We start from the raw sequence: 12,124 nt of genomic DNA, 5'->3' as shown, positions 1-12,124 counted from the left end.
GCGAGGACGGCTTTTTCCCTCGTGGCGGAGCCACTCGGGAAAAAGATCCCGCAGCGAGAGACCGGCTGAGGTTCCGCTACCCGGACACCCCAGCAACACGAGCCCTGGAAGCAGTCAGTAGAGAAGACCTTCCACCGCACCACAGCAACCACACACCCAAACCGGGAAGGCCCTAAAAACCACCCCCAGACCCAAGCCGAGCGAGACCCCAAAACCAAACCCACACGCCAAGCCGGGGAGACTCCAAACCTCCCACCCGACTAGGCCCGATAGACTAAGCGCCGTGACTTTCACGCTTCTTCCTGCAGTTGACGTGGCCGATGGTCAGGCTGTCCGCCTGGTCCAGGGTGCGGCCGGTACCGAGACTTCTTACGGGGATCCGTTGGAGGCCGCGTTGGCCTGGCAGCGCGCGGGCGCGGAGTGGATCCACCTGGTGGATCTCGACGCCGCGTTCGGCCGCGGTTCGAACCGGGAGCTGCTCGCGGACGTGGTGCGGCGGCTGGACGTGCGGGTGGAGCTTTCGGGCGGCATCCGCGACGACGAGTCGTTGAAGGCGGCGCTGGGCACGGGATGCGACCGGGTGAACTTGGGCACGGCGGCTTTGGAGGATCCGGAGTGGGCGGATCAGGTCGTCGCCGAGCACGGGGATCAGGTCGCGGTGGGCTTGGACGTGCGGATCACGGAGCAGGGCCACCGGCTGGCCGCGCGCGGCTGGACTCGTGATGGTGGTGATCTGTGGGAGGTGCTGGCCCGGTTGGACGCCGCGGGGTGCCGTCGTTACGTCGTCACCGACGTGAGCAAGGACGGCACGTTGCAGGGGCCGAACGCGGATCTGCTGCGCGAGGTGTGCGCCCGCACCGACGCCCCCGTCGTCGCCTCCGGCGGAGTGTCCAGTGTGGATGATCTGCGGGCGTTGGCGGAACTGGCGCCGCTGGGCGTGGAGGGCTCCATCGTCGGCAAGGCCTTGTACGCGGGGAACTTCACGTTGGAAGAGGCCCTCGCGGCCGTGTCCTGATCGGACCGGCGTCCGGCGGTGGTCGACTCCGCCGCCGGACGCACCGGGTGCATCTCGTTCCGCGCGGGCGGCCTACCCTGGTGGCATGGGCGTCGCGGTGCGAGTGATCCCCTGCCTGGACGTGGATGCCGGGCGGGTCGTCAAGGGTGTCAACTTCACGAACTTGGTCGACGCGGGCGATCCCGTCGAGCTGGCGAAGACCTACGACGCGGAGAGCGCCGACGAGCTCACCTTCTTGGACGTGACGGCGTCGTCCTCGGACCGGGAGACGACTTTCGACGTGGTGCGCCGGACCGCGGAGCAGGTGTTCATCCCGCTGACCGTCGGTGGCGGCGTGCGCAGCCCCGATGACATCAACCGCTTGCTGCGCGCGGGTGCGGACAAGGTCAGCTTGAACACCGCCGCCATCGCCCGCCCGGAGCTGCTGCGGGAGTCCTCCCACCGGTTCGGCGCGCAGTGCGTGGTGCTGTCCGCCGACGCCCGCCGGGTGCCGGAGGGGGAGCGGCCCACGGCGTCGGGTTTCGAGGTCACCACGCACGGCGGCAGGCGCGGCACGGGCATCTGCGCGGTGGAGTGGGCGGAGCGGGCGCAGGAGCTGGGCGTGGGCGAGATCCTGCTCAACTCGATGGACGCCGACGGCACCAAGGCCGGGTTCGACTTGGAGCTGATCCGCGCGGTGCGCGCCCGCGTCGACGTGCCGCTGATCGCCAGCGGTGGCGCGGGGGCGGTGGAGCACTTCGCGCCCGCGGTGCACGCCGGTGCGGACGCGGTGCTGGCGGCCAGCGTGTTCCACTTCGGGCAGCTGCGGATCAGCGAGGTCAAGGCGGCGATGCGCGCGGAAGGGATCACCGTCCGATGAGCGAACTCGACCCGACGATCGCGGGCAGGCTCAAGCGCAACGCGGACGGGCTGGTCGCGGCCATCGCGCAGCAGCGCGGCACCGGTGAGGTGCTGATGATGGCGTGGATGGACGACGAGGCGCTGCACCGCACCCTCACGACGCGCCGCGGTACTTATTTCTCCCGCAGCAGGAACGCGTACTGGGTGAAGGGCGAGACGTCGGGGCACGTGCAGCACGTGCACGAGGTGCGGTTGGACTGCGATGGCGACACCGTGCTGCTGGTGGTGGACCAGGAGGGCGCCGCCTGCCACACCGGCGACCGCACCTGCTTCGACGCCGACGTCCTGCTGTGAGCCCGTTCCCAGGCCGCTCTGCCCGCTAACCGGGTAGCTTCGCCGCCGGGTCCAGTTCGCCGGTGAGGTAGTGCTGCAGGTTGGGGGCGATGGCGGCGACGAGCGCGTCGTGGTCGGCGGAGGCCAGCGGTTCCAGCTGCACGACGTAGCGCATCATGCCCAGCCCGACGATTTGGCTGGCGCTCAAGGCCGCGCGCAGGTCGGGGCGGTCCATGTCCAGTTCGCGGATGAGCCTGTTGATGACGACGGTCGCCACGAACTCGCGCAGCAGCCGCACCGCCGAACCGTGGGAGGCGACGCTGCGGACCAGCGCGGCGAACGAGCCCCCGCCGACGTCGTCCCACACCGCCAGGAACCGGCGCAGGATGCGTTCGGCGAGCTGTTCCTTGTCCCCGGCGAGCAGTTCCGGGATGAGCGTCGTCGGATCCACCGGGATCTGCACGGCCACGGTGAACAGGGATTCCTTGCCGCCGAACCAGTGGTTGACCATCGCCGGGTCCACTCCGGCGCGGGTGGCGATGGTGCGCACCGTGGCGTCGTTGTAGCCGACTTCGGCGAACACCTCGCGGGCCGCCTCGACGAGGGCCGCGCGGGTGTCCTGCCCGCCCGGCCTGCGCCCGCGCCGCTTCGGGGCCGCGTCGTCGGTGTCGTCCTGCCGGGGGGTGCCGCTGCTCACCCCGCCATCCTTGCCGCTGTCCGGTGCCCGTCGCAAAAAGGACCGTCGGGGGCCGGGCGGCTTGACCGCTGCGACGACGCGGGTGCGGTGTCGGCACAATGATGGGCATGGTTGGCGACGGCGACATCGGCTGCATCACCCCGGACCGCACGGAGTTCCGCGAGCTCGCCGCCGGGCGGCGGGTCATTCCCGTGGTGCGGCGGCTGCTGGCCGACGACGAGACCCCGCTGGGGGTGTACCGGAAACTCGCGGGTGATCGCACGGGCACGTTCCTGTTCGAGTCCGCGGAGAACGGGCGTTCCTGGTCGCGCTGGTCCTTCGTCGGGGTGCGCAGTGCGGCGGCGTTGACGGTGCGTGACGGCGAGGCCTGCTGGACGGGCACGCCGCCGGTGGGGCTGCCGGAGGGCGGGGACCCGCTGGAGGCGCTGCGCGAGACGGTGCGGTTGCTGCGCACCGATCCGCTTCCGGGGTTGCCGCCGTTGACCGGCGGCATGGTCGGCTACCTCGGCTACGACGCGGTGCGCCGCCTGGAGCGGCTGCCGGAGCTCACCGAGGACGACCTGGAGATCCCCGAGCTGGTGATGCTGCTGGCCACCGACTTGGCCGCGCTGGACCACCACGAGGGCACCATCACGCTCATCGCGAACGCGGTGAACTGGGACGACAGCCCGGAGCGGGTGGACGCCGCCTACGACGACGCGGTGCGCAGGCTCGACGAGATGACCGAGCGGCTGTGCACGCCGTCGGAGCCGACGGTCGCCGCGTTCTCCCGGCCGGCGCCGGACTTCACGCGCCGCCGCACCCCGCAGGAGCACTACGCGGCGGTGGAGTCGGCGAAGGAGAGCATCCGCTCCGGCGAGGCGTTCCAGGTGGTCGTCTCGCAGCGCTTCGAGATGGAGACCAGCGCTGACGCGCTGGACGTCTACCGCGTGCTGCGCACCACGAACCCCAGCCCGTACATGTACCTGCTGCGGATGGCCGACCCGGAGGGCGGCCCGCCGTTCGACATCGTCGGTTCCAGCCCGGAGTCGCTGGTGACGGTCCGCGATGGGCAGGCGACGACGCACCCCATCGCGGGCACCCGCTGGCGCGGTGCGGACGAGGACGAGGACGCGCGGCTGGAGAAGGAGCTCAGCAACGACGAGAAGGAGCGGGCCGAGCACTTGATGCTCGTCGACTTGGGCCGCAACGACCTGGGCCGGGTGTGCCGCCCCGGTTCGGTGCACGTGGTGGAGTTCTTCCGCATCGAGCGCTACAGCCACGTGATGCACTTGGTCTCCACGGTCACCGGCACCCTCGGGGAGGACCGCAGCGCGTTCGACGCGGTCACGGCGTGCTTCCCGGCGGGCACTTTGTCCGGCGCGCCGAAGCCGCGGGCGCTGGAGCTGATCGAGGAGCTGGAGCCGACGCGGCGGGCGCAGTACGGCGGTGTGGTGGGCTACTTGGACTTCGCCGGGGACGCCGACACGGCCATCGCGATCCGCACCGCGCTGGTGCGCGACGGGGTGGCTTACGTGCAGGCGGGCGGCGGCATCGTCGCCGACTCGGATCCGGTGGCGGAGGACCAGGAGACGCTGAACAAGGCGAAGGCCGTGCTCAGCGCGATCGCCACGGCGCAGACGTTGCGCCCGCCGGCGGCGACGGAGGCGTCGGTGGCGCAGCCGGGCGTGGAGGAGCGGGTTTGACGGCCCGGGAGGCGGCCGAGCCGCGCGCGACGTCGCCGAGGTTGTTGTGGTCGGTGGTCCTGCTGCTGGTGGCGGGCGCGGGACTGCTGTGGTGGGCGAGCGCGCTGAACTGGGTGTCCCGGCCGTACCGCACTCCGTTCTCCGGGGACGTCGAGTCCGCGGCGACGGGGGCGGCGGTGCGCCCGGAGCTGGTGCCGCTGGCGTTGGCGGCGCTGACGGCGGTGGCGGCGGTGCTCGCGACCGGTGGCTGGCTGCGCCGGATCATCGGCGCGCTGACCTTGCTGGGCGGGGTGCTGCTGGTGTGGCGGGCGGTGACTTGGCAGTTCGGTGCCTCGTCGGAGTACGTCCCGACGGACGTGCCCGGTGGGAGCGAGCCGATCGGGGAATTGTCGCGCGCGCCGTTCGGGCCGCTGCTGATGCTGCTGGCGGCGCTGGCGCTGTTCGGCGCCGGGCTGCTGGTGGCGTGGCGGGCGGGCCGGTTGCCCGCGATGGGCGCGAAGTACTCCGCTCCGGGCGCGGAGCGGCCGAAGTCCGCGGATCCGGACAAAAGGCTCTGGGATGCCCTGGACGAGGGAGCTGACCCGACGGACGAGCGATAGCGCCGTACCCACCGTGGTCCCGGCACCAGGCCGGGTACATCCGGGTGGTGGCGGCGGGTACCGCGATCGGATCCGGCAAGGGACGAAGGTCCTTGCTGTGCAGGGACGTTGTACCGACCCCTTGGCGAGAGGCCGCACCGCACGGGGTTAGCATCGGCCATGCGAACGGCACGGCGGGAAGGGGAGTGTCGTGATCGAGCGCTTTGAGTTGGTCTGCGCGGAAGACGATTTTCGAGACCTGCGGGCGAGTGTTCGGGGCACGCGTGACGAGGTGTTCGAGTGAGCGTTCTGGAATCCATCATCGAGGGCGTTCGCGAGGACATGGCTGTCCGCGAGTCCGCCGTCCCGTTCGACGAGATCAAGCAGCGATCGGCGGCGGCACCACCGCCGCACGATGCGCTGGCGGCGCTGCGCGCGCCCGGCGTCGGCGTCATCGCCGAGGTCAAGCGGCGCAGCCCGTCCAAGGGCGAGCTCGCTGAGATCGGTGAGCCCGCCGACCTGGCCGCGGATTACGCGGCGGCGGGCGCGCGGGTGATCAGCGTGTTGACCGAGCAGCGCCGCTTCGGCGGTTCGCTGGCGGACTTCGACGACGTGCGCGCCAAGGTCGGGGGCACGCCGTTGCTGCGCAAGGACTTCATCGTCAGCCCGTACCAGGTGCACGAGGCTCGCGCGCACGGCGCGGACATGGTGCTGCTGATCGTGGCCGCGCTGGAGCAGAACGCGCTGGAGGCCCTGCTGGACCGGGTCGAGTCGCTGGGCATGACGGCCCTCATCGAGGTGCACACCGCCGAGGAGGCGGACCGTGCGCTGGAGGCGGGGGCGAAGGTCATCGGGATCAACGCGCGCAACCTGCACACCTTGGACGTGGACCGGGAGGTGTTCGGGCGGATCGCGCCGGGACTGCCGCCGGACGTGCTCAAGGTGGCCGAGTCGGGTGTGCGCGGCCCGAGTGACCTGATGGCGTACGCGGGTTCCGGCGCGGACGCCGTGCTCGTCGGTGAGGGCCTGGTGACCAGTGAGAACCCGCGGGTCGCGGTGACCCAGCTGGTGACCGCCGGGTCGCATCCGGCGTGCCCGCGCCCCAGTCGCTGAGTCCCGTGCCCGCGCGCCCCGATCCCGGTTCCGCCGGTGTCGGGGCGCCGGTTTCGGGAACCCGAGGTGCGGAGTGGTGTACGTGCCCGCCCGGCGTTCCGGGAGGTGCGGTATCGCCTGGTACCGGCGATTCGGCCGGTGTTCCGGGTTCTGAGGACGAGTGGAGAGGTGACCCTGATGGCGACGGTGCACGACGCGCAGCACGACCGCGCGCATCGGCCGGGCCGTCCGGTGCCCGAGGGGCATGATCCGGATGGGCGGGGCCATTTCGGTCCTTACGGTGGCCGGTTCATGCCGGAGGCGTTGATCGCCGCGCAGGACGAGTTGACCGCGGAGTACGAGAAGGCGCAGCTCGACCCGGAGTTCGTCGAGGAGCTGGCGCGGCTGCTGCGGGACTACGCGGGACGCCCGTCGCTGCTCACGGAGGCGAAGCGGTTCGGCGAGCACGCGGGCGGGGCGCGGATCCTGCTCAAGCGCGAGGATTTGAACCACACCGGCTCGCACAAGATCAACAACGTGCTGGGGCAGGCGCTGCTGGTCAAGCGGATGGGCAAGAAGCGCGTCATCGCCGAGACCGGTGCCGGTCAGCACGGCGTGGCGACCGCGACGGCCTGCGCGCTGCTCGACCTCGACTGCGTGATCTACATGGGCAAGGTCGACACCGAGCGCCAGGCGCTGAACGTGGCGCGGATGCGGTTGCTCGGCGCGGAGGTCCGACCGGTCGCGAACGGTTCGGCGACGCTCAAGGACGCGATCAACGAGGCGCTGCGGGACTGGGTCGCCAGCGTCGACGACACCCACTACCTGCTGGGCACGGCCGCCGGGGCGCACCCGTTCCCGGTGATGGTGCGCAACTTCCACAAGATCATCGGCGAGGAGGCGCGCGAGCAGTCCCTCGAGAAGTTCGGCGGCCTGCCGGACGCGGTGGTCGCCTGCGTCGGCGGCGGCTCCAACGCCATCGGCATCTTCCACGGCTTCATCGACGACCCCGGCGTGCGCCTGGTCGGTTACGAACCCGCGGGCCACGGCCTCGACAGCGGTGAGCACGGCGCGACCTTGAGCAAGGGCACGCCCGGCACGCTGCACGGCGCCCGCTCGTACCTGCTGCAGGACGACGACGGGCAGATCACCGAGGCCTACTCGATCTCGGCGGGCTTGGACTACCCCGGCGTCGGGCCGGAGCACTCGTACCTCAAGGACGCCGGCCGCGCCGAGTACCGCGCCGTCACCGACGACGAGGCGATGCAGGCGTTCAAGTTGCTCTCCCGCACCGAGGGCATCATCCCGGCCATCGAGTCCGCGCACGCCCTCGCGGGCGCGCTGGAGCTCGGCAAGGAACTCGGCCCGGACGCCACCTTGCTGGTGAGCTTGTCGGGCCGGGGCGACAAGGACATGGACACGGCCGCGAAGTACTTCGGCCTCGTCGACGACTCCGGCGAGACCGTCGCGGACGACGCAGTGGGGGAGGCGGCCCGGTGAGCCTGCACGAGGTGTTCGCGGCCTGCCGCGACGAGGATCGCGCCGCGCTGGTCGGCTACCTTCCCGCCGGGTATCCCACGGTGGCGGGTTCGAAGGAGCTGCTGGCGGGGATGCTCGGCGGCACGGACGACGCGCCGGGCTGCGACATCGTCGAGGTCGGCGTCCCGTACTCCGACCCGGTGATCGACGGCCCGACCATCCAGGCCGCGGGGGACGTGGCGCTGCGCGCCGGGTTCCGCGTCCGGGACCTGTTCGACGTGGTGTCCTCGGTCGCCGAGGCGGGCAAGCACGCCGTCGTGATGACCTACTGGAACCCGGTGCACCAGTACGGCCCGGACGCGTTCGCCCGCGACCTGAAGGCGGCGGGCGGCCTCGGGGTGATCACCCCGGACCTCGTTCCGGACGAGGCCGATGACTGGATGGCCGCCTCCGACGCGCACGGCGTGGACCGGATCTTCCTGGTCGCCCCGTCGTCCACGGAGCAGCGGCTGGCGATGACGGCGAAGGCCAGTTCCGGTTTCGTCTACGCCACCTCGGTGATGGGCGTGACGGGTGCTCGCGCCACCGTCGGGGACAAGGCGGAGAGCCTGGTCCGGCGCACGCGCGCGCACACGGACCTGCCGATCGGTGTGGGCCTCGGGGTCCGTTCCGGCGAGCAGGCCGCGGAGGTCGCGAAGTTCGCCGACGGCGTCATCGTCGGCTCGGCGTTCATCGACCGCGCGGAACGCGAGGGCGTCGACGGCGTCCGCGAGCTCGCCGCCGAGCTGGGCCGAGGCGTCCGCTCCCGCTGACGAGACCGACCAGCACGGTCTTGTGGTCGTGTCTTGTCAGCGGCGAAGCCGCTGAGCAGCGACCACGCACGCAGAGCGACCACCCGCGGGTTCTCAGCTGTCTTCTCGCGAGGACGGCTTTTTCCCTCGTGGCGGAGCCACTCGGGAAAAAGATCCCGCAGCGAGAAGAACGCTGAGGTTCCGCCACCCGACCACCTACGCAGATCTCGCCTAAAAAGCCCCAGACCTCGGAACGTTCGATGGGGACCGATACGGTGGGGCGCGTGAGCGCGCACAACCTCGCTGCCTCGGCGACCTCGTTCCTGGCGAACATTCCCAGCCCTCCGCAGGGGGTCTGGCAGATCGGCCCGGTGCCGTTGCGCGCGTACGCGCTGTGCATCATCGCCGGGATCATCGTGGCGATCCTGTGGGGTGACCGGCGCTGGCAGGCGCGGGGTGGCCGCAAGGGCGTGGTCACCGACATCGCGGTGTTCGCCGTTCCGTTCGGGCTGGTCGGCGGGCGGCTCTACCACGTCGCGACGGACTGGTACAAGTACTTCGGTCCGGGGCGCAACCCGCTGGACGCGTTGAAGGTCTGGGAGGGCGGCCTCGGCATCTGGGGCGCGGTCGCGCTGGGCGCGGTCGGTGCCTGGATCGGTTGCCGCAGGCGCGGGGTGTCGCTGGCGGCGTTCGCCGACGCGATCGCTCCGGCGCTGGTCACCGCGCAGGCCATCGGCCGGTTGGGGAACTGGTTCAACCAGGAGCTCTACGGCAGCCCGACGACGGTGCCGTGGGGGCTGGAGATCTACCGGCGCATCGACCCGGAGACGGGCATGGCGGACCAGATCTACGGGCACGCCATCGACCAGGCCGCGCCGCTCGCGGTGGTGCATCCGACGTTCCTGTACGAGCTGCTGTGGAACCTGCTGGTCGCCGTGCTGATCGTGTGGGCGGACCGGAAGTTCCGGATGGGCCGCGGCCGGGTGTTCGCGCTCTACGTCGCGGGCTACACGGCGGGCCGGGTGTGGATCGAGATGATGCGCACCGACGAGGCCACGCACCTGCTGGGCATCCGCATCAACGTGTTCACCTCGCTGATCGTGTTCGCGCTGGCCGTGATCTACCTGCTGGTGGTGCGCGGCAAGCGGGAGGACCCGGCGTCGCTGCGCGGGAAGCCGCTGCCCGGCGACGACGATTACGGCGTGGAACCGGCCGCCGACGGCAAGTCCGGCGAGACGTCTTCCACCGACGTGGACGAGCGCCCGTCGGGATCAGGCGCGTCGAAGGCAGAAGCCGGCGCGGACCCACCGGAACCGGAGGATTCCGCCTCGGACAAGCGCCCGAAGGAGGCGTCGGCCACGGCCGTCACCGGCGACAAGAAGCCGGACCAGCCGGACGAGACCGAGGAGAAGTAGCTTCCACCGAGCCGCACGACGGCCGTGTCACCGGACCACCCGGAGGCACGGCCGTTTTTCGCGATCCGCCTAGTCGGCGGCGGAGCCTGTCTAGCGGCCGAGCCGTGCCTCGGGCGGCGAAGCCACGCCTGCCGTGCGGCCGGAGGCCGTGCTCGTATGCGCGAAGCGCATAGCCCACGTCGAGAAGCCGCTACCCGACCACCTATGCAGAACGACCGGAACCCCGAACCGGAGCGATAACCGGGCAACCGTCGGGACCGGTGAGCACGGCGACTCGGGCGTCGTAGTGCACGGTGAGCACGTCAGGGGTGAGCACGTCGGCGGGCGTGCCGTGCGCGGCGACGCGGCCGTCGGCGAGCAGCAGCAGGTCCTCGGCGTACTGCGCGGAGATCGTCAGGTCGTGCAGGGTCGTGACGACGGTGGTTCCGAGTTCGCGGCGCAGCTCGTCGACGAGGTCCAGCAGCGCTTGCGCGTGCCCGATGTCGAGGCCGGTGGTGGGTTCGTCGAGCAGCAGCACTCCGGCGCGCTGCGCCAGCGCCCGCCCGAGCGCGGCCCGTTGCCGCTCCCCGCCGGAGAGCTCGGTCAGCGGGCGCGCGGCGAGCCGGGTCAGGTCGAGGCGTTCCACGATCCGCTCGACCACTTCCCGGTCGGCTTGTCCTTCCCGGCCGAGCGGCCCGAGGTGCGGGGTGCGGCCCAGCAGCACGTAGTCGGTGACGGTGAGCCCCGGCGGCAGCTGCGGGATCTGCGGCGCGTACCCGAGCAGCCGGGCCCGTTCCCGGCGTCCGGCGTCGTGCAGCGGGCGCCCGCCGATGAGCACGGTGCCTTCGTGGCGCAGCAGGCCCGCGACGGCTTTGAGCAGGGTGGACTTGCCGGAGCCGTTGGGGCCGATGATGCCGAGCCAGCCGCCGCCGGGGACGTGCGCGGAGATCTCGGACAGCACGGTGCGCCGCCGGTACCCGGCGGTGAGGTCGCGGATCCGCAGGTCGTTCACGCGCGCCTGCTCCGGTGCAGCAGCACCGCGAAGAACGGTGCTCCGGTGAACGCGGTGATCACGCCGATGGGCAGTTCGGCGGGGGCGAGCGCGGTCCGCGCGAGCATGTCGGCCAGCACGAGGAAGGCGCCGCCGAACAGCAGCGACAGCGGCACGACGATCCGGTAGGTCCCGCCGCAGGCCAGCCGCACCAGGTGCGGCACGACGAGCCCGACGAACCCGATCAGCCCGGCCACCGACACAGCCGCGGCGGTGGCCAGCGACGCGGCCACCAGCACCACGGCGCGGGCCCGGCCGGGGTGCACGCCGAGCGAGGCGGCCTCCTCGTCGCCGGTGCCGAGCAGGTCCAGCAGCCGGGAGCAGGCGCACAGCACCGCACCCGAGATCACCAGCAGCGGCAGCACCAGCAGCACGTCCGTCCAGCCCGCGGTGCTCAACCGGCCCAGGATCCACAGGTAGACCTGCTGCAGGCTCTCCAGCCGCAGCTGCTGCAGGAACGTCTGCCCGGCGGCGAGGAAGGCGCCGACGGCGACCCCCGCCAGCACCAGTGTCGCCGCGTCGTTGCCCGCGGAACGCCCCAGCAGCCAGGTCAGGGCCACCCCGCCGAGCGCTCCGGCGAACGCGGCGGCCTGCGCCGCGCCGGGCGCCGATCCGGCCTGCGGCAGCATGGTGATCACGAGCGTCACGCCGAGCCCGGCGCCGCCTGCCGCGCCCAGCAGGTACGGGTCGGCCAGCGGATTGCGGAACACCCCTTGGAAGGCGGCACCGGACACCCCGAGCGCGGCCCCGACCAGCGCCCCGAGCACGGCGCGCGGCACCCGCAGCCGCCACAGGATCGCCGCTTCGCGCTCGGACAGCGGTGAGTGCCCACCGGTGAGCTGCGCCCAGATCTCCGCGAGCACCCGCGTCCACCCGAGCTCAGCGGCCCCCAGCAGCACCGAGCCGAGCAGCGCCAGCAGCAACGCCGCCACCCCCGCCATCAGCGCCCCCGGCCGCAGCCGGGAGGTGCGCGGCATCCGTCTCACGAGTCCTCGCAGAAAACGCTCAGCTCTGTCATGTCAGCGTCGAAGCCGCGCAGTGGGCGGCGAAGCCTGCCTGCCTTGAGGTCGAAGGCCGTGCAGTGGGCGGCGAAGCCCGCTTGCCTTGCGGCCGAAGGCCGTGCCTGGATGCGCGAAGCGCATAGCCCACGTCGAGAAGCCGCTCACCGG

12 protein-coding genes are annotated in these 12,124 nt (G+C 71.7%); 9 read left to right on the top strand and 3 right to left on the bottom strand.

Annotation, left to right across the window (positions count from 1 at the left end):
- Positions 1-283 precede the first annotated feature (283 nt).
- The 3 genes from priA (at position 284) to hisI (ending at position 2,209) form a co-directional block, all read left to right on the top strand.
- Complete coding sequence (priA, locus tag OOZ19_RS28315; RefSeq protein WP_266093224.1) at positions 284-1,015, top strand: bifunctional 1-(5-phosphoribosyl)-5-((5-phosphoribosylamino)methylideneamino)imidazole-4-carboxamide isomerase/phosphoribosylanthranilate isomerase PriA; 732 nt, start codon at positions 284-286, stop codon at positions 1,013-1,015.
- Positions 1,016-1,100: 85 nt separating this feature from the next.
- Complete coding sequence (gene hisF, locus OOZ19_RS28310) at positions 1,101-1,874, top strand: imidazole glycerol phosphate synthase subunit HisF (RefSeq protein WP_266093223.1); 774 nt, start codon at positions 1,101-1,103, stop codon at positions 1,872-1,874.
- Entirely contained in the window at positions 1,871-2,209 is a 339-nt protein-coding gene (hisI, locus tag OOZ19_RS28305; RefSeq protein ID WP_266093222.1) for a phosphoribosyl-AMP cyclohydrolase, read from the top strand. Before hisF ends, hisI begins: the two co-directional genes overlap by 4 nt.
- A 25-nt stretch (positions 2,210-2,234) precedes the next feature.
- On the opposite strand, the gene OOZ19_RS28300 is transcribed toward hisI, so the two are convergent.
- Positions 2,235-2,885, bottom strand: coding sequence for a TetR/AcrR family transcriptional regulator (locus tag OOZ19_RS28300; RefSeq protein ID WP_266093221.1), 651 nt, complete (start codon positions 2,883-2,885; stop codon positions 2,235-2,237).
- Between the two features lie 107 nt (positions 2,886-2,992).
- Between OOZ19_RS28300 and OOZ19_RS28295 the strand changes: the two genes are divergently transcribed.
- The 6 genes from OOZ19_RS28295 (at position 2,993) to lgt (ending at position 9,925) form a co-directional block, all read left to right on the top strand.
- Entirely contained in the window at positions 2,993-4,570 is a 1,578-nt protein-coding gene (locus OOZ19_RS28295) for an anthranilate synthase component I (RefSeq protein WP_266093220.1), read from the top strand.
- Positions 4,567-5,169 (top strand): Trp biosynthesis-associated membrane protein, encoded by a 603-nt coding sequence (locus OOZ19_RS28290; protein WP_266093219.1) that lies wholly within the window; start codon positions 4,567-4,569, stop codon positions 5,167-5,169. The genes OOZ19_RS28295 and OOZ19_RS28290 overlap by 4 nt, the downstream gene beginning before the upstream one ends.
- Positions 5,170-5,448: 279 nt before the next feature.
- Positions 5,449-6,261 carry an indole-3-glycerol phosphate synthase TrpC gene (gene trpC, locus OOZ19_RS28285; RefSeq protein WP_184481237.1) on the top strand — a complete coding sequence of 271 codons (813 nt, stop codon included), beginning with the start codon at positions 5,449-5,451 and terminating at the stop codon, positions 6,259-6,261.
- Between the two features lie 177 nt (positions 6,262-6,438).
- On the top strand, positions 6,439-7,740 hold the full coding sequence (trpB, locus tag OOZ19_RS28280) for a tryptophan synthase subunit beta (RefSeq protein ID WP_266093218.1): 1,302 nt from the start codon (positions 6,439-6,441) through the stop codon (positions 7,738-7,740).
- On the top strand, positions 7,737-8,531 hold the full coding sequence (trpA, locus tag OOZ19_RS28275) for a tryptophan synthase subunit alpha (RefSeq protein ID WP_266093217.1): 795 nt from the start codon (positions 7,737-7,739) through the stop codon (positions 8,529-8,531). Before trpB ends, trpA begins: the two co-directional genes overlap by 4 nt.
- A gap of 263 nt (positions 8,532-8,794) precedes the next feature.
- Entirely contained in the window at positions 8,795-9,925 is a 1,131-nt protein-coding gene (gene lgt / locus OOZ19_RS28270) for a prolipoprotein diacylglyceryl transferase (protein WP_266093216.1), read from the top strand.
- Between the two features lie 202 nt (positions 9,926-10,127).
- On the opposite strand, the gene OOZ19_RS28265 is transcribed toward lgt, so the two are convergent.
- Both OOZ19_RS28265 and OOZ19_RS28260 read right to left on the bottom strand, forming a co-directional pair.
- A complete protein-coding gene (locus tag OOZ19_RS28265) occupies positions 10,128-10,916 on the bottom strand; it encodes an ABC transporter ATP-binding protein (RefSeq protein WP_266093215.1) in 789 nt (262 codons plus the stop codon).
- Entirely contained in the window at positions 10,913-11,932 is a 1,020-nt protein-coding gene (locus OOZ19_RS28260) for a FecCD family ABC transporter permease (protein WP_266093214.1), read from the bottom strand. The genes OOZ19_RS28265 and OOZ19_RS28260 overlap by 4 nt, the downstream gene beginning before the upstream one ends.
- Positions 11,933-12,124 lie beyond the last annotated feature (192 nt).

It is taken from the genome of Saccharopolyspora sp. NFXS83, from assembly GCF_026241095.1.
Taxonomy (GTDB): Bacteria; Actinomycetota; Actinomycetes; order Mycobacteriales; family Pseudonocardiaceae; genus Saccharopolyspora_C.
Note: the sequence above shows the minus strand (reverse complement) of the source record. Positions and strands in the feature narration are given on the sequence as shown.